Raw genomic sequence first — 19,296 nt, forward strand, 5'->3', positions numbered from 1 at the left:
TCAGCCCCCGGCGGCGAGGCGATAGCCCTGCCCGCGCACGGTCTCGATCACGCCATCGCCGAGCTTGCGCCTGAGCCGCCCGACGATGACCTCGAGCGTATTGCTGTCACGGTCGAAATCCTGCGCGTAGAGATGCTCGGTCAGTTCCGTTTTCGAGACGACCTCGCCCGCGCGATGCGCGAGCACGGCGAGCAGGCGGAACTCGAGTGCGGTGAGCTTCACGCCCTGGCCCGCGACCGTCACGCGTGCCGCCGCGGTATCGATGCGAAGGTCGCCGAAGGCGAGCTCGGGGTGGGCGTGGCCGTGGCTGCGGCGGATCAGCGCCTTGAGGCGGGCGACGAGCTCGCCCATCGCGAAGGGCTTGGCGAGGTAGTCGTCGGCGCCGGCGTTCAGCCCCTCGACCTTCTCGGCCCAGCCGTCGCGCGCCGTCAGGATCAGCACCGGCATGGTGCGGCCCCCGGCGCGCCAGCGGCGCAGCACGGTGAGGCCGTCGACGACAGGCAGCCCGAGGTCGAGCACCACGGCATCGTACGCGCCGGTCTCGCCGAGATGCTGCGCCTCCTCGCCATCGGCGGCACGGTCGACCGCGAACAGCGCCTCGGCCAGCGCGGCGGAAACCTGGCCCGCCAGCGCATCATGATCCTCGACGAGCAGGATGCGCATCGACGGCCTCAGCGGGGGCGGAGCCGCACCGGCCCCTTGGTCGCGATCACCTCGCCGGTGGCGGCATCGACCTCGAGCTGGAAGAGCCGCCCGGAAGGCGGGAGCAGCCTGAACTCGTAGATCCAGCGGCCGTGGTCACGCTCGAGCTCCGTCTCGATCACGCGGCCATCATAGCGCGCCTCGATCGCGGCCAGGAGTTCCGAGAGGGGCCTGATCTCGCCGTTCTCGAGCGCGCGGCGCGCCCGGTCATGATCGCGCTCACGTCGCGGCTGTGCGGCGACGGGCATGGCGGCGAGCGCGAGTGCGAGTGCGAGGAGATGGCGGCGAAGGAGCATCGTTCCGTTCTGCGCGGCAGCGGCTGAACGCAGGCTGAACGGGCAGCTCAGCGTGGGTTCAGGCGGCATCGGCGATGGTCCGTCCTGTCGAAGCGGCACGCCATGGTGGCGGCCGCGGACCCCGAGAGAGAGAGAGCCGACATCATGACAGCTTCACGACGTGCAGTCCTTCCCATCGCCGCCGCCGCACTCGTCGCAATGCTCGCCGCGGCCCCGGCGATCGCCCAGCCGCGCGACCAGGGTGCCGATGCCCCCAGTGCCGCGCGCAGCACGACCGACCGCGATGGCCGCTCGGAGCGGCGTGCCAGCCGCGCCCAGGCCGTGCTCGCCGCGAAGGTCGCCGCTGCCGATGCCGTGCGCATCGTCGAGGCGGCGGGCTACCGCGGCATCCACGAGCTGGAGTGGGAGCGTGGCACCTGGGAGATCGAGGCGTTCGACGCCGCCGGCGCGCGCGTCGACCTGCGCGTCGACGCGACGTCGGGCGCGATCGTGCGCAAGTCTGGCCGCTGATCCGCAAACCGCCCCGAGGGGAGTGAGTGACCATGGCGATCAGGGATACGGCGAACCGCTACGGCGGCGTCTCCCAGGCACTGCACTGGGGCTCGGCGCTGCTCATCGCCGCCGCCTGGACGCTTGGTGTCACGATGGAAGAGCTGCCGCGCGGGTCCGCCCGCGCGGCAGGCCTCGACCTGCACGCGACGCTTGGGCTGCTTCTCGTCGGCGCGGTGCTCGCCCGGCTGCTCTGGCGCGCGGCCAATCCGAAGCCTGGGCAGGATTCCGGCTGGGCCGGGCTTGCCGCGCGCGGCATGCACCTCGCGCTCTACGCCGTGATGCTGGCGGTGCCCCTCGCGGGCCTGGCCGACCGCTGGGCACGCGGGCGCGGCGTGTCGGTGTTCCTGGGCGCCGTCACGCTCGATGCGCCCTTCACCATTCCCGGCGGCAAGGCGTGGGGCGAGGTGCACGAAATCACGGCGAACCTGCTGCTCGTGCTCATCGCACTCCATGTCGCGGCCGCCCTGTTCCATCACCTCGTGCTGCGGGACGGGCTGTTGCGGCGGATGCTGCCCGGGCGGCGCGACCGTCAGTTGATCGATACGCCTGCGTGGCGATCTGGTGGATAAGCCGCGGCGATCATCGCGGCGGTGAGGCCGGTGAAAGCCTTGGTCCACGCCGCCGCGACCTCCGGCGTGCAGCGATCGCCGAGCGACTGGCGCAGCATCCAGTCCAGCGGCTCGAACAGCAGGGCGTAATGGTCAGGCACCACGCCGTAGCCGACATGGCGCTTGGCGAGTGCCGCGAGCATGGGCTGCATCCTGTCGAGTGCGTGCAGCTGCGACACGACGACACCGAGCGTCGAGATCAGCTTCGAGCCTTGCGCATCCATGTCGGACGGAAACATCGCGCGCGCGGCGGGAATGTTCGCGAACAGCCTGTCGTAGAAGAGCGAGGCCGCCGTTCCCGGCGTGGTTGCGACCTGGCGGAAGCTCGTGCGGAGAAGGTCGATCTCGTCATTCGTCAGCTGCATGGTCGATGCCTCCTCTTTCCACCAGGGCGAGGCTACACGATCGGCCAATGGAATTTCAGGTTTATTGCGGCCGTTTCGCAGGCGCCGCGGGCGTGAAGGCGCTGCTGAAATTCTCATGCAGACAGGTCAGCACGGCCTGGATGCGCGCGCTCTGGATCGTGTCGGGGTGGGCGTGCACGTGCAGCGTGCGCACGAGATCGGGCGGGCCCTCGGTGACGCGGGCGAGGCCGGGCTCACCCTCCGCCAGGCACATCGGCAACAGGCCCTTGCCGACACCGCCGCGGATTCCGGCGAGCAGCACGGAACTGTCGGTCGCCGTCAGGCGAAGCGTATCGGACGGCTTGCGCGTCTTCTCGATCCAGCGAGCCGGCGCGCGGCGGGGGGCAAGGTCATCCCAGAACGACACCCAGCCGAGCGTCGCGTGGTCGGCCCCAGCCGGGCCGTAGATCGCGTAGGGCACCTCGCCGAGCTTGATGGCGAAGGCGGTGTCTCCCGGCGGGACCTCGAACCAGAGGCCGAGGGCCGCCTCGCCGGCCGCAAGGTTGCGCGGCAGCGGCCCGCCGATGGTGCGGATGGCAAGCTTCGGGTGCCGTGCGAGCAGGCCGGGCAGGACGCAGGCGGCAAGGCGCGTCATCGTCCACGCATTGCCGACGATGCGGACGAGGCCTGACGCCTCCTGGTTGGCGTTGCCCACCTCCTCGGCGAGCCGATTGGCGCGCGCTTCGATCTCGATCGCGCGTTCGATCGCCGCATCGCCTGCGCTGGTGGGCGAGAGGCCCGCGCGGCCTCGGATGAACAGGATGGCGCCGAGCGCGGCCTCGAGGGCGGCGAGGCGCCGCGAGACCGTTGCCTGGTCGATCCCGAGCTGGACCGCGGCGGCGTTGAGCGAGCCCGAGCGCGAGACCGCGAGCAGGATCTTCAGGTCGTCCCAGTCCAGTTGCGCAGCGGCGAGTGACATGGCGCACAGCCTATAGCCGGAAATCCGCAAGCGGCGAATGCGTTCCTGCGGGTTCCCTTCCGGGGTCGATTTGAACGAAAGATCGCAAGTCATCGCCAAGCAAAGAACGGCAATGGCGAAGTGAACCAGCCTGAAACAGATGAAACACGGATGTGTCAGTCGTAACAGGCTGCGGAAACAATTGAAACACTAGGAAGGAGTCACAGTCATGAACCAGAACGGCACAGGCAAGCTCACCGTGGTCAACGGCACGAGCGGTAGCAACATCCTCGACGACACGCTCGGCTGGACGCACGTGATCGCGGGTGCGGGCAACGACACGATCGTCGCCAACGGTACGATGTTCCTCGAGGATCCGAACGCCGACATCTTCGACGGCGGCGCGGGCGAGGATACGGTCTCGTACGCCAACGGGGCCTGGGAATGGCAGAGTGGGATCTTCGCTCTCGGCGTCGATGTCGATCTCGCCGCGGGCAGTGCCCACCGCAAGTGGGCGGCCGGATCGCTCGTCACGCCCGATATCCTGATCAGCATCGAGAACGTCATCGGCTCGCCGGGGCATGACACGCTGCGCGGGGACGACGGCTCCAACAAGCTCTGGGGGAACGGCGGCGACGACCTGATGTTCGGTCGCGGCGGCAACGACTATCTCTTCGGCGGCGACGGCAACGACCAGATCTGGGGCGGCACCGGCAACGACTACGTGTTCGGCGATGCCGGCAACGACATCCTCTGGGGCAATGACGGCAACGACACAGTCGACGGCGGCAGCGGGGATGACGCGATGTACGGCGGGGCGGGCAATGACACGCTGCACGCCTCTGCCGGCAACGACACGCTCGACGGAGGGTCGGGCACCGACACCGCCGTCTTCGCCACGAACGGCAATGTGCAGGTCAACCTGGGCCTGGGCATCTCCGCGGGTGCGCTCGGCAACGACATCCTGATCTCGATCGAGAATGTCACGACCGGCGCGGGCGGGGACACGGTATTCGGCAACAACGTCGCCAACCGCATCGAGACAGGTGCCGGCAACGACCATGTCGATGGCGGGGCCGGCAACGACTACATCGATGGCGGATCGGGCAACGACACGCTGCTCGGCGGATCGGGCAACGATACGGTCAAGGGCGGTTCCGGCAACGACACGATCGACGGCGGCTCGGGTGCCGACTACATCGAGGGCAATGACGGCAACGACACGATCCATGGCGGGTCGGGCAACGATGTCGTCCATGCCGGCGCGGGCGACGACATCGTACGCGGCGGCGTTGGCGACGACGTGCTCTATCTCGGCACGGGTACGGACAGGGTCGTCTGGAACGACGGCGATCTCGGGATGGACACCGTCTACGGGTTCAGCCTGGGCAGCGACACGCTGAGCTTCGGGTCCGGCTTCCTCGCCGCCGGCAGCGCTGACGATAACCTGCTCGCGTGGAACGACGGCGCGAACAGCTACCTCGCCGCCAACACGGCCGATGCCGGGTGGCAGTTCATCGCCCGCTTCATGGGCGTGGGCGGCGCTGCCCTCGGCGATGCCATCGACGACGGCTCGCTGTTCGCGACGCAGCTCGGCGGCGTTGGCGGCGGCGGGCCTGGCGACGTCTTCTTCTGATCGGCGGCGGCGCCTTTCTCCCTCTCCCGCCTGGGCGGGAGGGGGCCGGGGTGAGGGTGGGGGGCAGCGTAGCGGGCTTGTCGCCAGAGCGGTGCGCTGCGGCACCACCCCCCTCACCCTTCCCTTTCCCCCCGCAAGCGCGGGGGGAGAGGGAAGGGGGAAGCCGCGATTGACCTGCTTGTGATGGAGAGCGCGTCATGGATCGCACCACCGGCATCGCGCATGGCGGCATCGCGCATGGCGGCATCATCGTCTTCGACGCCGAAACTTGCGTGTTCGATACGATCTACGGCTTCCGCCCGGGCCGCGACAGGCTCGCGTTCGGAAACGGGTTCTTCGCGCCGATGACGGCACGCGCGCCGATAACCTGGCGGCTCCGTGCCTGCCACGGCGCGGGAGGGCGGGCGCTGCTTGCCGCCAACACGGCGCGCGTGGGCTGGCAGTTCATCGCCGATTTCGCCGGGATCGACCGCGCAGCGCTCGCCGCCGCAATCGCCGATGGAAGCCTGCTCTCAGCCCCAGCCCTGGAACACGCTGTAGAGCACGCGGTACTTGTCGTTCCCCCGCTCCCATTCCTTCAGGCTGCGGCTGATCAGCGGGTTGCGGAGCGAGAGCGTGGCGTGCCAGTCGAACACGTAGGTCTTGCCGTCCTGCACCTGGACCGCCGTCGCGCTGTGATAGGCGATGACGTTGTTGTCGGCGTTCGGCATCCGGCTCGCATGCCAGGCGCTGGTCGCCCATGAGGGGATCAGGCCCTGGCGGATGGCAGTGTTGATTGCGCGTTCCGTCACGTCGGCGATGTTGGTGCAGGCCTGGTCCATGCCCTGCTTTTCCCAGTAGTCCTTCGCGACCTTGGTCGCATGCGGCTCGCCGCCCGCGATCTCGACCGCCTTGACGCCGAGCCAGGCCATGCCCTCGGCCGTCATGTTCGTGAGGTTGCGGAGCGAACCCGCCGCTTTCTGGCCGATCGCGTAGGGCGACACTTCCGGAATGAACCGTCGGCATTCCGAATCATCAACGACCACCTTGACGATCGCCGAGGCGAGCGACCGCGGCATCGACTGTGAATAGCTCATCGCGTCACCCCCTCCATCGCGGCACCATTCGGCACCCGCGACTGCAGGGAATCAAGAGAGCGCGGTCACAGGATGAAGCGCGACAGGTCGGCGTTCGCCGCAAGCGGGGCCACGCGCGTATGCACGTATGCCCTGTCGACCGTGATGGTCTCGTGCGGGCGGTCGGCCGCGGTGAAGCTGATCTCCTCGAGCAGCTTCTCGAGCACGGTGTGCAGCCGCCGCGCGCCGATGTTCTCCACGCGGTCATTGATGTCGGCCGCAAGGTCGGCCAGCGCGTCGATCGCGTCCTCGGCGAAGATGAGGTCCACGCCCTCGGTCCCCATCAGCGCGCGGTACTGCTTGAGCAGCGACGCCTCCGGCTCGGTGAGGATGCGCTTGAGATCGTCGCGCGACAGCGGCTTCAGCTCGACCCTGATCGGCAGGCGGCCCTGGAGCTCGGGCAGCAGGTCGGATGGCTTGGCGAGGTGGAAGGCGCCGGAGGCGATGAACAGCACATGGTCGGTCTTCACCGGGCCGTGCTTGGTCGCGACCGTCGTGCCCTCGATCAGCGGCAGGAGGTCACGCTGCACGCCCTCGCGTGACACGTCCGCCCCCTTGAAGCCGCCTTCGCTCCGCGCGCACACCTTGTCGATCTCGTCGATGAAGACGATGCCCTGGTTCTCGACGGCCGCGATCGCCTCGTTCTTCACGCGCTCGGCGTCGAGCAGCCTGTCGCTCTCGTCCTGCGCGAGCACGCCGCGGGCTTCGGCCACCGTCATCCGCCGGGGCCGGGTCCGGTTGCCGAACATCTTCGACATCATCTCGCCGATGTTGCCCATCTGCCCTGGCGGCATGCCGGGGATGTCCATCTGCCCGATCGGCATGCCAGGCGGGGCTTCCGTCACCTGGATCTCGATTTCCTTGTCCTCGATCTTCTGTTCGCGCAGCAGGCGGCGGAACTTCATGCGCGTCTCGGCCGACGCACCTTCGCCGACCAACGCGGTGACGAGTCGTTCCTCGGCCGCGAGCTCTGCCTTCGCCGCGACTTCCTTGCGGAGCCGGTCGCGCGTCATGGTGAAGGAGATCTCGACGAGGTCGCGGATCATGCTTTCGACGTCACGCCCGACATAGCCGACCTCGGTGTACTTGGTCGCTTCCACCTTGAGGAACGGCGCCTGTGCCAGCCGTGCCAGCCGCCGGGCGATCTCGGTCTTGCCGCAGCCTGTCGGCCCGATCATCAGGATGTTCTTCGGCAGCACTTCCGCGCGCAGGTCTTCCGGCAGCTGCTGTCGCCGCCAGCGGTTGCGGAGTGCGATGGCCACCGCGCGCTTGGCGTCGTTCTGTCCGACGATGAAGCGGTCAAGCTCGCTGACCGTTTCGCGAGGAGAAAGGTTGGTCATGGTTGAACTCTCCGCGTCGCCCGACCAGCGGGAGGGCGACCCTCGTGCCTGGGGGTATGGGGGAGGGCGCTGCCCTCCCCCATCTATTCGATGATTTCGATCGTCAGCTGTCCGTTGGTGTAGACGCAGATATCGCCTGCGATGGCCATGGCCCGCCGCACCACGGTTTCGGCATCCACCCCCGGTTGGTCGACCAGCGCGCGGGCCGCCGCGAGTGCGTAGTTCCCGCCCGAGCCGATGCCGATGACGCCATGCTCGGGTTCCAGCACGTCGCCGTTGCCGGTGAGGATGAAGCTGCGTCCCTTGTCGGCCACCGCCATCATGGCTTCGAGGCGGCGGAGGTAGCGGTCCGTCCGCCAGTCCTTGGCGAGGTCGACGCAGGCGCGTTCGAGCTGCCCGGGAAAGCGTTCGAGCTTGGCTTCGAGGCGTTCCAGCAGGGTGAACGCATCCGCCGTCGCGCCGGCGAAGCCGGCGAGCACCGCGCCGCCGCCGATGCGGCGCACCTTGCGAGCGTTTCCTTTCACGACGGTCTGGCCAAGGCTTACCTGGCCATCGCCCGCCATGGCGACCGTCCCGTCCTTGCGCACGCAGAGGATGGTGGTGCCGTGCCAGCCGGGATCGCCCGGCCTCCGATGTTCGTCCATGGCCCTCTAGATGGCGCAGGGATGCGGTTGCGGCAAGGAAGGGGGTTTGCCCAGCCCCCCGCAGGGGATTTGCCCCCACCCCCCGCTGAGGCGTAGAAGGCGCGCATGACCGCCATGCCATCCTCCTCATCCGCCCCTGCCCCCGCCCGCCGCGCCGAAATCAGCCGCGCGACGTCGGAGACGCGCATCATCGCCACGGTGGACCTCGACGGGTCCGGCCGGGCGGAGATCGCCACCGGCATCGGCTTCCTCGACCACATGCTCACCGCGCTTGCCCGCCACGGGCTTCTCGACATCGCGCTGAAGGCGGAGGGCGACCTGCATATCGACTTCCACCACACGGCGGAGGACGTGGGCATCGTCCTCGGCCAGGCGGTGGCGAAGGCGCTCGGCGAGAAGCGGGGCATCGCCCGCTACGGCCAGGCGCTGGTGCCGATGGACGAGGCGCTGGCCGAAGCCGCGATCGATATCTCGGGCCGTCCGTTCCTGGCGTGGTCGGTCGCGTTCCCGACCCAGAAGGTCGGCGAGATGGACACCGAGCTGTTCCCCGAGTGGTTCCGTGCCTTCGCGACGAATGCCGGGATCACCCTGCACGTGACGCTGAAGGCGGGCGAGAACAGCCACCACATTGCCGAGGCCTGCTTCAAGGCGCTCGCCCGCGCCCTTCGCATGGCCGTGGCGATCGACCAGAGGCTTGCGGGAGCGGTTCCCTCCACAAAGGGGGTCCTGTGAGAATCTGGCCATGAAAATCTGGACCGTGCATGCCAAGGGCGTCTCGCCGCCGCTGCTGGTGAAGGAGGGGTTCTCCTTCTGGGCCTTCCTGTTCGCGGCACCCTGGTTCCTGTGGAACAGGATGTGGCTCGTCCTCATCCTCTACGTGGCGTTCTGGACGATCTTCGGCGTGCTGACCGCCTCGCTGCCCGAAGCGGTGACGGTGCCGATCGTGCTGGCAGGCCAACTCCTCATCGGCTGGCACGCGCGCGACCTCCGGCGCTGGACGCTCGCCCGCCGCGGGTGGCGGACCATTGGCGTCGTCGCGACCGAGGGGGGAGAGGACGCCGCACTTGCCCGCCTCTACACGGCCCGGCCCGAGCTTCTGGCCTGGGTGAAGGCGGCCTAGGGCGGTGCCGACCGTCGCGGTGATCGACTACGGCAGCGGCAACCTCCGCAGCGCGGCCAAGGCGCTGGCGGCTGTTGGCGGTGCCTCGACCGACGTGGTCGTCACGTCCGATGCCGCCGTGGTGGCGCGGGCCGCCCGCATCGTGCTGCCGGGCCAGGGGGCCTTCGCCGAGTGTATGCGGGGGCTTTCCGCCGTTCCCGGCATGCTGGAGGTGCTGGCCGATGCGGTGCGGCGGCGCGGCGTTCCCTTCCTTGGCATCTGCGTCGGCATGCAGCTTCTGGCCGATCGCGGGCTGGAGCATGGCGCCCACCAGGGCTTCGGCTGGATCGGCGGCGACGTGATGCGGCTCGACGAACTCTGGGGCGGCAACCCGGGCCACCTGCCGATCCCGCAGATGGGGTGGAACGGGCTTTCCTGGTCAGGACGTGCCCACCCCCTCCTGGAAGGGCTTCGGCAAGGTGACCATGTGTACTTTGTGCATTCGTACGCGCTGCGTGCCGCCAGCGCCGAGGACGTGATCGCCACGACAGACTATGGCGGGGCGGTCACCGCGGCGGTGGCACGGGCGAATGTCGCTGGGGTGCAGTTCCACCCGGAGAAGAGCCAGGCCGTCGGCTTGCGCATCCTCGCCAACTTCCTCCGCTGGTCGCCGTGACCGGCCCGGGGGCCGGCGGGGAGCGCGGGAGCAGGGCGCGCCGAGGAGGAGGAAACATGGACGCGGACATACCGCGCGCCGAAAGGCTGGGCGCCGAAAGGCTGGGCGCCGAACGATTGGGCGCCGAACGATTGGGCGCCGTGGAGCGGGCCGTCGCCGCGCCCGCCCATACGCCGACGCTTGCTGTCGAGCGCCTGACGGCGTTGACGGACGAGGCGCTGGCGGAGCTGTGCGAGGCCTCCGCCGCCGCGATCATGGATGGCGGCGGCTTCGGCTGGGTGAAGCCACAGCCGCGCGAGGTGCTGGCCCGCTACTGGCGCGGCGTGATCCTGGTGCCCGAGCGTGAGCTGTTCGTCGCCAGGCTCGACGGCGCGATCGTGGGCTCGGCCCAGCTCGTGCGCCCGCCGCGGAACAACGAGGCGCAGGCCTTCGCCGCGACCCTGATGCATTTCTTCATCGCCCCCTATGCCCGCGGCTTCGGGCTTGCGCGGATGCTGATCGGCCGCGTCGAGGAAGGCGCCCGCGCACTCGGCTACAAGGTCCTGAACCTCGACGTGCGCGAGACGCAGACGGGCGCGATCGCGCTATTCGAGGGGCTGGGCTTCGTGCGCTGGGGCACCCACCCGGCCTATGCGCATGTGGGCGGGACGGTGATCGCCGGGCATTTCTACCACAAGCTGCTCGAAGCCAAGCCGGGCCGGAAGCCGCGCGGCTGATGCCCCCCTTCAGATGACGCTCACCCTCTTCCCCGCGATCGACCTCAAGGGCGGGCAATGCGTGCGGCTGAAGCGCGGCGACATGGACCAGGCGACGGTGTACGCCGACGACCCGGCCGCCCAGGCGCGGGCCTGGCAGGCAGCGGGCTTCGGCTGGCTGCATGTGGTGGACCTTGATGGCGCCTTCGCGGGCGAGAGCCGCAACACCGGGGCGGTCCGCGCCATCCTCGGCGCCGTCACGATCCCGGTGCAGTTGGGCGGCGGCATCCGCGACCTCGCCGGCATCGAGGCCTGGCTGGGCGAGGGGGTCGCGCGCGTCATCCTCGGCTCGGCGGCGGCGAAGAACCCTGGGCTGACGCGCGAGGCCTGCCGACTGTTCCCCGGCCGCATCGTGCTCGGCATCGACGCGCGCGACGGCATGGTCGCGACCGAGGGCTGGGCAGAGGCCGGCAGCGTCTCGGCGCTGGACCTTGCCGCGATGTACCGGGATGCGGGGGCCGCGGCGATCGTCTTCACCGATATCGGGCGGGACGGGATGCTGGCCGGGCTCAACATCGCAGCGACCGAGGCGATGGCGCGCGCGGTGCCGATCCCGGTGATCGCCTCGGGTGGCTTGGCCTCGGTGGACGATGTGCGCGCGGTGCGTGCCTCGCCGGCCGGGATCGCGGGTGTGATCCTCGGCCGCGCGCTCTATGACGGGCGCATCACGCCGGACGAGGCGATCGCCGCGGCGGCATAGGACCGCTGCTTCCACCCATCGGCGCCATCCGGACGTATCGCGAATTTGTCGTGACAGCCGGACGACCGCACCGCCCTGCATCCCACTGTTACTGTTTTTTCGTTTGCGGCGCGGACACTGCCAGCGCATAGCAACCGCCCCGCCCAACCATCCCTGTGTTGCGCGGGCTCCGGAGACGCAAGCGACAGCGGGATGTTGCCAGCAGAATGTTGACCGTGCGGATCATTCCCTGCCTCGACGTGAAGGACGGGCGCGTCGTCAAGGGCATCAACTTCGTCGATCTGCGCGATGCGGGCGACCCGGTCGAGCAGGCACGCCTCTACGACGCCGCCGGGGCGGACGAGCTCTGCTTCCTCGACATCACCGCGAGCCACGAGAACCGCGGCACCATCCTCGACATCGTCTCGCGCACGGCCGAGCAGGTGTTCATGCCGCTCACCGTCGGCGGCGGGGTGCGCGAGGTGGGGGATTTCCGCGCGCTGCTCCTCGCCGGGGCGGACAAGGTGAGCGTGAACTCCGCCGCCGTCGCCCGCCCCCTGCTCATCGCCGAGGCCGCCGACAAATGCGGCAGCCAGTGCGTCGTCGTCGCGATCGATGCGCGGCGCCGGGCGGATGGGCGCGGGTTCGAGGTCTACACCCATGGCGGGCGGAAGCCGACGGGGATCGACGCCGTCGAATGGGCCGCGCGCGTGGCCGATCTCGGTGCGGGCGAGATCCTGCTCACCTCGATGGATCGTGACGGAACGGGCAAGGGCTTCGACCTCGACCTCACCCGCTCGGTGGCCGATGCGGTGCCGGTGCCGGTGATCGCCTCGGGCGGTGTCGGCCGCGTCGAGGATTTTGCCGACGGTGCCAAGGCCGGCGCGACAGGGCTGCTCGCGGCGAGCGTGTTCCATTTCGGCCAGTTCTCGATCGCCGATGCGAAGGCGGCGGTGGCGCGTGCCGGGCTTCCCGTCCGCCACGTGGCCGAGGTGGCCTGAGCGATGGCCAAGCCCGTGAAGAAGCCGGCGAAGAAGCCGGCGAACAAGGCCCAGAAGAATTCCTCGAAGGCATCCTCCAAGAAACCGTCGAAGAATTCCGCGAAGAAGCCACCGAAGAAGGCCGCCAAGGCGCAGGCCAACCAGCTTCCCGTGAAGGCGCCGGTGCCGCCGCCGATGCCCGGGCCTGATGGTCTGATCCTCGACAGGCTCTGGGCCACCGTCATGTCCCGCCGCGACGCCGACCCGGATGTGTCGCATTCCGCCCGCCTGCTCTCGCGCGGCACGGCGAAGGTGGCGCAGAAGCTTGGCGAGGAGGCGGTGGAGGCGGTGATCGAGGCGACCCTCGGCAACCGCGCGGCGCTGATCGGCGAAAGTGCCGATATGCTCTATCACCTCATGGTCGTCTGGGTTGATGCCGGCATCCGCCCCGAGGAAGTGTGGGCCGAGCTCGAGCGGCGCGAGGCGATCAGCGGCATCGCCGAGAAGGCGGCGCGCGCGCGCGCCCTGAAGCTCCGCGCCATCGCCCGTCGCGGCCCGGCGGTGCGCACGTCGAAGCTCTGGTAGACGATCTTCCTCTCTGGAACCCGGGCGGTGCACACTCCGGCATCCGCCACCGCCGAGGTTCGCCCCGAGAGGTTTGCCATGCCCGTCTCCGGCCTGCCGCCCTATGACCCCGCCAACATCTTCGCCCGCATCCTCCGCGGTGAAATCCCCGCGAAGAAAGTCGCGGAAACCGAGCACGCGCTTGCCTTCCACGACATCGCACCCCAGGCGCCGGTGCACGTGCTCGTGGTGCCGAAGCGCGCCTATGTCTCGCTGGCCGATTTCGCCGCCACGGCGTCCGACGCCGAGATCGCCGGGTTCTGGCGCCTGGTCGCGTCGGTGGCGAAGGAGCTGACGCTCGAGCTCTCCGGCTACCGCGTGCTCACCAACATGGGCGTGCATGGCCACCAGGAAGTGCCGCATTTCCATGTGCACCTGTTCGGCGGCCGCCCGCTCGGGCGGATGGTGCCGAGCGGGGAGGGGTGAACGGGATCCGCCGTCGCTGGGGCGACCAGATCTGGGGCGACCAGACCTGGGGCGATCAGATCTGGGGGCGACCAGACCTGTGGCCAAACGGCAACGTGTTCGCGCAGGCGTTGAGCCTGGCTGGGCAGTTGCTTGATAAACAACACCCAGGCTGGGCAGACTGTGCGGCATGCGTGCCGGTTCCGCCTCCCTGCTCCTGCTGCTCGCGCTCGCCGCCCCAGGCTGTGCGCCGCTCATCACGCCGCTCGGCGTGGCACTCACCGCAGGCGCCACGGGCGGGACGATGGCGATGCAGGAACGCGGCCTCGGTGGCGGGATCGAGGACAATTCGATCGCACTCAGCATCAACGACGCCTGGCTGAAGGACGACCCGGCCATCTTCCGCAAGGTGAGCACCTCCATCCATGACGGAATGGTCGTCCTGACCGGCAGCGTCACCTATCGCGAGACCGCCAAGCGGGCGGAGACGATCGCCGCCGGCGTCGAGGGCGTGCGATCGGTGACCAATCACATCCGCGTCGACCGTGAGCCCGGCCTCGGCACCGCTGCATCCGACCGCTGGATCACCACGAAGCTGCGGGCGGAGCTCACCTTCGCCTCCGACGTGAACGCGGTGAACTACGCCTTCGACACGATCGCCGGCACGGTGTTCATTTCCGGCGTCGCGCGCGACCAGGCAGAGCTTGACCGCGTCGTGTCGCGCGTGAAGCGCACCGGCGGGGTGCGCGATGTCGTCACCGCCGTCAGGCTGCGCACCGAGCCGCTTCCCCCGAAGCACGCCGCCCGCCGCAGCGTGGCCCCCTCGGCCCTCCCCCCAGCTTCCACAACCCCTGCTTCCACCACCCCTGGCCCGACCAGCCATGCGCCCACCAGCTACGCCGCCGCGGCGCCAAGGGCCGTAGGCGCCGCCGTGACCGCCGAGCCTTTGCCGCCGCTGCGATGAGCGATGCCGCGAAGGACGACGCGCGTGCCGTGCTCGCCAGGCTTGGCACGGCCGATGACGATGGGCTCGACATCGCCGAGGCAGCCCTGGCCTTCGCCATCATCGACCGGCCCGACGCACCCATCGCCCCCGTGCGCGCGCACCTCGCCCAACTCATCCGCGCTGGGGCAACGCTCGCCGGCAATCGCGGGGCGGAGGAGCGCGCGCTCGCGCTGAGGGGACTGGTCTGCGGCGGCCACGGCTATACCGGCGACCGCGACACCTATGACGACCCGGCCAATGCCAACCTCATCAGCGTGGTCGAGCGTCGCCGTGGCCTGCCCGTGGCCCTTGGAATCATCTGGCTGCACACGGCCGCGGCTGCCGGCTTCGATGCCTGGGGCATCGACTTCCCCGGGCACTTCCTCCTCGGCATCGGCGGCCACGGGGAAAGTGGCCATGGGGAAAGCGTGGTGATCGATGTGTTCGATTCCGGTACGATCCGGGAGGAGGATGAGCTCGCCGCCCTGCTCGCCCGCGTGGCCGGGCCGGCCGCAAGGCTTGGGCCCGACCATCTGCGGCCGATGACGGCGCGCCAGGTCCTGCTCAGGCTCCAGAACAACATCCGTTTGCGGCGGGTCGCCGCCGGCGCGCTCGACACGGCCCTTGCGGCGGCGGAGGACATGCTGCTGCTGGCGCCCTATTCAGCGCCGCTTTGGCGCGAGGCGGCGCTGCTGGCGGAGCGTGCGGGCCAGAAGCGCGCTGCCATCAATGCGTGGGAGCGGCTGCGCGGCTTCGGCAGTGCCGAAGCCGGCGAGGCCCTGGCGCGGCTCAGGCGCCAGATGAACTGAGTCCGGATCTGACGTGTCGGAATCACTGACAGCTTCGGGGCTGCTTCCCACCGAACCCCGTGGCACCCTGTCGGATTTCCTTACAGCGGCGATCCCCTGCAAAGAATTTGACGCCGAATCAACGCACTGAGGTTTGGCACGGAGTGTGCAGCGCCCACACGAGTTGGTGAGTGCCAACATATTGTGACTGGGGGGACACCTGATGAGCTTCATTCGTACCATTGCGCTGGCCGGCGCCTTCGCGACGACGGTCTCTTTCGCGGCGAACGCTGCGATCTCGATCAGCGCGTCGATCGTGCCGAACCCGACTGCCACGAACGTGCCCTTCACGCTCGAGAGCCTCGGCTCCGGCGGGACCGCCGGCAAGGTCGCGGGCGCGACGAGCCCGTTCAACACCGGTAGCGGCGTCGTGGCGACGTTCACGGGCAACTCAGGCATCTATGTCGGTGATGTCGGCGGCGTCACCCGCTCGCCGCTGCGCAGCGCTGGCGGCGCGGCGACGAACGAGTGGTACTTCAATGCCCGCGCCAACAGCGGCTATGTCGAGCTGAAGCTCCCCACCGCCGTAACGACGTTCAACCTGCTCTGGGGTTCGGCTGACACGGGTGCCACCTACAACCGCGTCACGATCAGCGTGCTTGGCGAGTCGGTCACCGGCAGCCAGATCATCGCGGCCGCCGGTGGCGCGGCACCTGGCGGGCCCGTCGTTCCCGGGACGACCAACATCGCGGTGACGCTGACCAGCGACACCGCCTTCGACACGATCCGCTTCACCGCCACCCAGGAAGCCTTCGAGTTCCTGACGGGCGTTCCGGTTCCCGAGCCTGCGTCTCTCGCGCTGCTCGGCATGGGGCTGCTCGGCCTCGGCGCTGCTGCCCGCCGCCGCCGCGCCTGACGCGATCCGCCTTCAGCCTGCCGGAAAAGGGCGGCCTTCGGGCCGCCCTTCGCTTTTCTGCGGCGGCGTCCGGCGGCACAGTACCGCCCCTCACCCCGGCGCGGCCGCGCTCAGCCGGCCGGCAGCAGCCCCTCGGCGGCGGCGAGCGCGAACAGGTCGGCCGTCGCATCCTCTGGTGTGACGCGCGAGAACGGCGGCAGCATCTGCCCCGCAAGCCCGTCGATCAGTGCCGAAAGCCGCCGCGCCGCGCCGGCGGGATCGGCGCAGCGCATCTCGCCCGCAGCGACGCCGCGGGCGACCAGCGCCGACAGCCGCGTCTGCCAGGCGAGCATCTGCGCCGCGCACGCCTCGGCGATGGCAGGGTCGTCACGCGCCACCGTCCAGGCATCGAACCAGGTGCGCCAGGTATCGTCGGTCGCATCCGTCAGCACATCGGCCAGGAAGCGCCGCAGCGTCTCCGCCGCGCCGATCCCCTCATCCATGACGAAGGCCGAGGCGAGGTCACGCTCGGCGATCCGAAGGAACGCGGCGGCGCGCAGCGCGCGGGCCGACGGGAAATAGTGAAACAGGATGCCGACGGAGAGGCCGAGGCGCGTCGTGACGTCCCGCGTCGTCCAGGCCTCCAGCCCGTTCTGCAGGATGGCCGCGCAGGCCGCCTCCAGGATCTCCTCCCGCCTGTCGCCGGCAGGCTTGCGCACGCTCATCGCCTCTCCGATTGACCCGGTCCCCAATTTGAGCGTATGTTCAATTGAGCGGTTGTTCAATAGCATCTCTCGAACATCAACCTGATGGAGATCCCTGTGTCTGCCCCTCTCGACGTCGTGGTCGTCGGTGCCGGTTTCGCCGGCCTGGCCGCGACGCAGGCCCTCGAGGCCGCCGGTTGCCGGACAGCCCTTCTCGAGGCGCTCGAACGGCCCGGGGGGCGGGCGGAAACGGTCATCGGGGCTGACGGCAGCGCCTGGGATGCCGGCGCGCAGTTCATCAACGGCGACATGCGGCGCGTGCTTGGGCTGGCCAGGCGCTTCGGGCTCGGCCTCGTCGCCGCTCCCGTCGGCGGACGCTCGGCGGTGCACGCCCCCGGGGCCGGCCACGCGCAGGTGCGGCTTGCCCTCGCCGAGGCTGAGGCGTTCGAGGCTGCCGTGATCGCCGGGGCCGGCCGCGTCGACGACGCGGCCTCGCTCGCCGATCTCGTCGGCGCGGAACGCCTCTCTCCGCTCGGTCGCTCCGTCATCCGTTCCGCCATCGCGGAACTCTGCTGCGCTGCCCCGGAGGACGTGTCGGCTGCCTGGGCGGCCGAGGGCGACGCGCGATACGGCAGCGACCGTGACGACGTGGAATTCTTCCTCCGCGAAGGCTTCGGTGGCCTCGCCGCGGCGCTGGCAGCGTCGCTGCGGAGCGCGCCGCGCCTCGGCACCCCCGTGCTCGGCCTCGGCGAAGGGACCGGCACGGTCCAGGTGCACACGCCGCGCGGCACGCTCGTCGCCGCCGCAGTGGTGCTCGCCGTGCCGATGGCGCGCGCCGCGCGCCTCGCCCCGCCAAGCCTGCCGGCAGAAGCCCGCGCGGCGCTGGCCGGGTTCCGCGAGGGCGCAGTGATCAAGCTCGCGCTCCGCTACGCCGAGCCGTTCTGGCGCTATGGCGGGTTCGCGGGGAACCTCCGCTCCGCCGCGCTGCCGGGCCTCTGGTTCGGCGACACGTCGACCGGCGAAGGCGGGACCCTCACCGCGCTCGCCGGCGGTCCGCTTGCGCGGGAACTCGCAGCACTGCCGGCGGAGGCACGCATCTCCCGCATCGCCGCGGCGGCGGCCGAGGGGTTCGGCGTGGCCGCGCCGCCGCTGCTGTCCTGCGATGAGCGGCTTTGGCTCGACCACCCGACGCTCGGCGGCGGCTACTCCGGGCACCGTGCCGCTGGCGCTCCCTCCGGCGCCGAGGCGGCGTTGACGCGGCTCGACGGCCCCATCGTGTTTGCCGGCACCGACCTCGCGGCCGACTTCCCCGGCTTCGTCGAAGGCGCGATCGCCTCAGGCGAGGCGGCGGCCGCGCGCGTGCTCGGCAAGCTCGGCGGCGCGCCGCGTGCGCGGCAGGGTGCGCTGCTCGCCGCCTGAGGCCTCGCGCCTGAGGCCTCCCGCTTGCGCGGGCCGCCGCGCGCGGCCAAGGTCGCGCCGCCGCAATTGAGCCCGGGGGAAGCCATGGCCCGTTCACTCGCCGTCGCGATCCAGATGGATCCGATCGAGAGCATCAACATCGACGCCGACAGCTCCTTCGTCCTCGGGCTCGAGGCACAGTCGCGCGGGCATCGGATATGGCATTACCTGCCGCGGCACCTCGCGCTGTCGGGCGGCCGCGTTCTCGCCCGCGCCCGGCCGATGACGCTCCGCCGCGAGCACGGCAACCACTACACCTTCGGGGCGTGGGAGGAGATCGACGTCGGCACGATGGACGTGGTGCTGATGCGCCAGGACCCGCCCTTCGACATGGCCTACATCACGGCCACCCACATCCTCGAGCACATCCACCCGCGAACGCTGGTGGTGAACGACCCCGCTTCGGTGCGCAACGCGCCCGAGAAGCTGTTCGTGACGCACTTCCCCGAGCTGATGCCCCCCACCCTCATCACGGCAGACCCGGCGCAGATCAGCGCCTTCCGCCGCGAGCATGGCGACATCATCCTCAAGCCGCTGTTCGGCAATGGCGGGGCGGGCGTGTTCCACGTGAAGCCGGATGACACCAACCTCAACGCGCTGCTTGAACTGTTCACGGAACGATCGCGCGAGCCCCTGGTGATCCAGCGCTACGTGCCCGAGGTGCGGGCCGGCGACAAGCGCATCATCCTGGTCGACGGTGTTGCGCTCGGCGCGCTGAACCGCGTTCCCGCGGCCGGCGAGAGCCGCAGCAACATGCATGTCGGCGGCCGCCCCGAGCCCACGACGTTGACCGACCGCGAGCGCGAGATCTGCCGCGCGATCGGGCCGGCGTTGAAGGAGCGCGGGATGATCTTCGTCGGCATCGACGTGATCGGTGATTACCTGACCGAAATCAACGTGACCTCGCCCACGGGGCTCCAGGAGATCGCGCGCTTCGACGGCGTGAACCTCGAAGCCGACATCTGGGATGCGATCGAGGCGCGGGTGGGGATGGGCTAGGCGCAGGAACGGGCATCACCATCCAAGGACGCCGCAGGGTATAGTCACGCCTGT

Annotated in this window: 24 protein-coding genes; 16 read left to right on the top strand and 8 right to left on the bottom strand. The window is 69.8% G+C overall.

The features are described 5' to 3' along the window. Positions 1-663: a response regulator transcription factor gene (locus Q0C38_RS19295; RefSeq protein ID WP_291298757.1), complete on the bottom strand. Its 663-nt coding sequence runs from the start codon at positions 661-663 to the stop codon at positions 1-3. An 8-nt stretch (positions 664-671) separates the two neighbouring features. Further along, positions 672-1,067 carry a PepSY domain-containing protein gene (locus tag Q0C38_RS19300; protein ID WP_291298758.1) on the bottom strand — a complete coding sequence of 132 codons (396 nt, stop codon included), beginning with the start codon at positions 1,065-1,067 and terminating at the stop codon, positions 672-674. Positions 1,068-1,142: 75 nt separating this feature from the next. Here Q0C38_RS19300 and Q0C38_RS19305 point away from each other — a divergent pair, with 75 nt between their 5' ends. Both Q0C38_RS19305 and Q0C38_RS19310 read left to right on the top strand, forming a co-directional pair. Then, entirely contained in the window at positions 1,143-1,508 is a 366-nt protein-coding gene (locus tag Q0C38_RS19305) for a PepSY domain-containing protein (protein ID WP_291298759.1), read from the top strand. 32 nt (positions 1,509-1,540) lie between these two features. Then, positions 1,541-2,119 carry a cytochrome b gene (locus Q0C38_RS19310; RefSeq protein WP_291298760.1) on the top strand — a complete coding sequence of 193 codons (579 nt, stop codon included), beginning with the start codon at positions 1,541-1,543 and terminating at the stop codon, positions 2,117-2,119. Here the strand turns inward: Q0C38_RS19310 and Q0C38_RS19315 are convergent. Then, complete coding sequence (locus Q0C38_RS19315) at positions 2,080-2,523, bottom strand: globin domain-containing protein (protein WP_291298761.1); 444 nt, start codon at positions 2,521-2,523, stop codon at positions 2,080-2,082. The two genes, Q0C38_RS19310 and Q0C38_RS19315, sit on opposite strands and share 40 nt — an antisense overlap. A 61-nt stretch (positions 2,524-2,584) precedes the next feature. Then, positions 2,585-3,481 carry a LysR family transcriptional regulator gene (locus tag Q0C38_RS19320; protein WP_291298762.1) on the bottom strand — a complete coding sequence of 299 codons (897 nt, stop codon included), beginning with the start codon at positions 3,479-3,481 and terminating at the stop codon, positions 2,585-2,587. A 208-nt stretch (positions 3,482-3,689) separates the two neighbouring features. Between Q0C38_RS19320 and Q0C38_RS19325 the strand changes: the two genes are divergently transcribed. Further along, positions 3,690-5,096: a calcium-binding protein gene (locus Q0C38_RS19325; protein ID WP_291298763.1), complete on the top strand. Its 1,407-nt coding sequence runs from the start codon at positions 3,690-3,692 to the stop codon at positions 5,094-5,096. 512 nt (positions 5,097-5,608) lie between these two features. On the opposite strand, the gene Q0C38_RS19330 is transcribed toward Q0C38_RS19325, so the two are convergent. From Q0C38_RS19330 to hslV, 3 genes are all read right to left on the bottom strand, one after another. Next, complete coding sequence (locus Q0C38_RS19330; RefSeq protein ID WP_291298764.1) at positions 5,609-6,172, bottom strand: hypothetical protein; 564 nt, start codon at positions 6,170-6,172, stop codon at positions 5,609-5,611. 65 nt (positions 6,173-6,237) lie between these two features. Then, on the bottom strand, positions 6,238-7,551 hold the full coding sequence (gene hslU / locus Q0C38_RS19335; RefSeq protein ID WP_291298765.1) for an ATP-dependent protease ATPase subunit HslU: 1,314 nt from the start codon (positions 7,549-7,551) through the stop codon (positions 6,238-6,240). An 83-nt stretch (positions 7,552-7,634) separates the two neighbouring features. Next, positions 7,635-8,195 (bottom strand): ATP-dependent protease subunit HslV, encoded by a 561-nt coding sequence (hslV, locus tag Q0C38_RS19340; protein WP_291298766.1) that lies wholly within the window; start codon positions 8,193-8,195, stop codon positions 7,635-7,637. 114 nt (positions 8,196-8,309) lie between these two features. On the opposite strand from hslV, the gene hisB reads away from it, so the two are divergent. The 11 genes from hisB to Q0C38_RS19395 all read left to right on the top strand — a co-directional run bounded on the left by hisB (position 8,310) and on the right by Q0C38_RS19395 (position 16,102). Beyond that, positions 8,310-8,927 carry an imidazoleglycerol-phosphate dehydratase HisB gene (hisB, locus tag Q0C38_RS19345; RefSeq protein WP_291298792.1) on the top strand — a complete coding sequence of 206 codons (618 nt, stop codon included), beginning with the start codon at positions 8,310-8,312 and terminating at the stop codon, positions 8,925-8,927. A gap of 10 nt (positions 8,928-8,937) precedes the next feature. Continuing rightward, positions 8,938-9,315 (top strand): DUF2628 domain-containing protein, encoded by a 378-nt coding sequence (locus Q0C38_RS19350; RefSeq protein ID WP_291298767.1) that lies wholly within the window; start codon positions 8,938-8,940, stop codon positions 9,313-9,315. 4 nt (positions 9,316-9,319) lie between these two features. After that, a complete protein-coding gene (hisH, locus tag Q0C38_RS19355; RefSeq protein ID WP_291298768.1) occupies positions 9,320-9,970 on the top strand; it encodes an imidazole glycerol phosphate synthase subunit HisH in 651 nt (216 codons plus the stop codon). Between the two features lie 140 nt (positions 9,971-10,110). Then, positions 10,111-10,686 (top strand): GNAT family N-acetyltransferase, encoded by a 576-nt coding sequence (locus Q0C38_RS19360; protein ID WP_291298769.1) that lies wholly within the window; start codon positions 10,111-10,113, stop codon positions 10,684-10,686. A gap of 13 nt (positions 10,687-10,699) precedes the next feature. Continuing rightward, positions 10,700-11,425, top strand: a complete 726-nt coding sequence (hisA, locus tag Q0C38_RS19365; protein ID WP_291298770.1) for a 1-(5-phosphoribosyl)-5-[(5-phosphoribosylamino)methylideneamino]imidazole-4-carboxamide isomerase — start codon at positions 10,700-10,702, stop codon at positions 11,423-11,425. Positions 11,426-11,631: 206 nt separating this feature from the next. After that, complete coding sequence (gene hisF, locus Q0C38_RS19370; protein ID WP_291298771.1) at positions 11,632-12,405, top strand: imidazole glycerol phosphate synthase subunit HisF; 774 nt, start codon at positions 11,632-11,634, stop codon at positions 12,403-12,405. A gap of 3 nt (positions 12,406-12,408) precedes the next feature. Beyond that, positions 12,409-12,969, top strand: a complete 561-nt coding sequence (locus Q0C38_RS19375; protein ID WP_291298772.1) for a phosphoribosyl-ATP diphosphatase — start codon at positions 12,409-12,411, stop codon at positions 12,967-12,969. A gap of 78 nt (positions 12,970-13,047) precedes the next feature. Next, on the top strand, positions 13,048-13,434 hold the full coding sequence (locus tag Q0C38_RS19380; protein ID WP_291298773.1) for a histidine triad nucleotide-binding protein: 387 nt from the start codon (positions 13,048-13,050) through the stop codon (positions 13,432-13,434). 169 nt (positions 13,435-13,603) lie between these two features. Beyond that, entirely contained in the window at positions 13,604-14,377 is a 774-nt protein-coding gene (locus Q0C38_RS19385) for a BON domain-containing protein (protein WP_291298774.1), read from the top strand. Further along, positions 14,374-15,207, top strand: coding sequence for a SirB1 family protein (locus tag Q0C38_RS19390; protein ID WP_291298775.1), 834 nt, complete (start codon positions 14,374-14,376; stop codon positions 15,205-15,207). The genes Q0C38_RS19385 and Q0C38_RS19390 overlap by 4 nt, the downstream gene beginning before the upstream one ends. Before the next feature lie 202 nt (positions 15,208-15,409). Continuing rightward, positions 15,410-16,102: a PEP-CTERM sorting domain-containing protein gene (locus Q0C38_RS19395; RefSeq protein ID WP_291298776.1), complete on the top strand. Its 693-nt coding sequence runs from the start codon at positions 15,410-15,412 to the stop codon at positions 16,100-16,102. 110 nt (positions 16,103-16,212) lie between these two features. On the opposite strand, the gene Q0C38_RS19400 is transcribed toward Q0C38_RS19395, so the two are convergent. Beyond that, on the bottom strand, positions 16,213-16,806 hold the full coding sequence (locus Q0C38_RS19400; RefSeq protein ID WP_291298777.1) for a TetR/AcrR family transcriptional regulator: 594 nt from the start codon (positions 16,804-16,806) through the stop codon (positions 16,213-16,215). An 84-nt stretch (positions 16,807-16,890) separates the two neighbouring features. Between Q0C38_RS19400 and Q0C38_RS19405 the strand changes: the two genes are divergently transcribed. Both Q0C38_RS19405 and gshB read left to right on the top strand, forming a co-directional pair. After that, entirely contained in the window at positions 16,891-18,204 is a 1,314-nt protein-coding gene (locus Q0C38_RS19405; protein WP_291298778.1) for an FAD-dependent oxidoreductase, read from the top strand. An 84-nt stretch (positions 18,205-18,288) separates the two neighbouring features. Continuing rightward, on the top strand, positions 18,289-19,242 hold the full coding sequence (gene gshB, locus Q0C38_RS19410; protein ID WP_291298779.1) for a glutathione synthase: 954 nt from the start codon (positions 18,289-18,291) through the stop codon (positions 19,240-19,242). Positions 19,243-19,296: the final 54 nt, after the last annotated feature.

Source organism: Elioraea sp., assembly GCF_022842375.1.
Taxonomy (GTDB): Bacteria; Pseudomonadota; Alphaproteobacteria; order Acetobacterales; family Acetobacteraceae; genus Elioraea_A.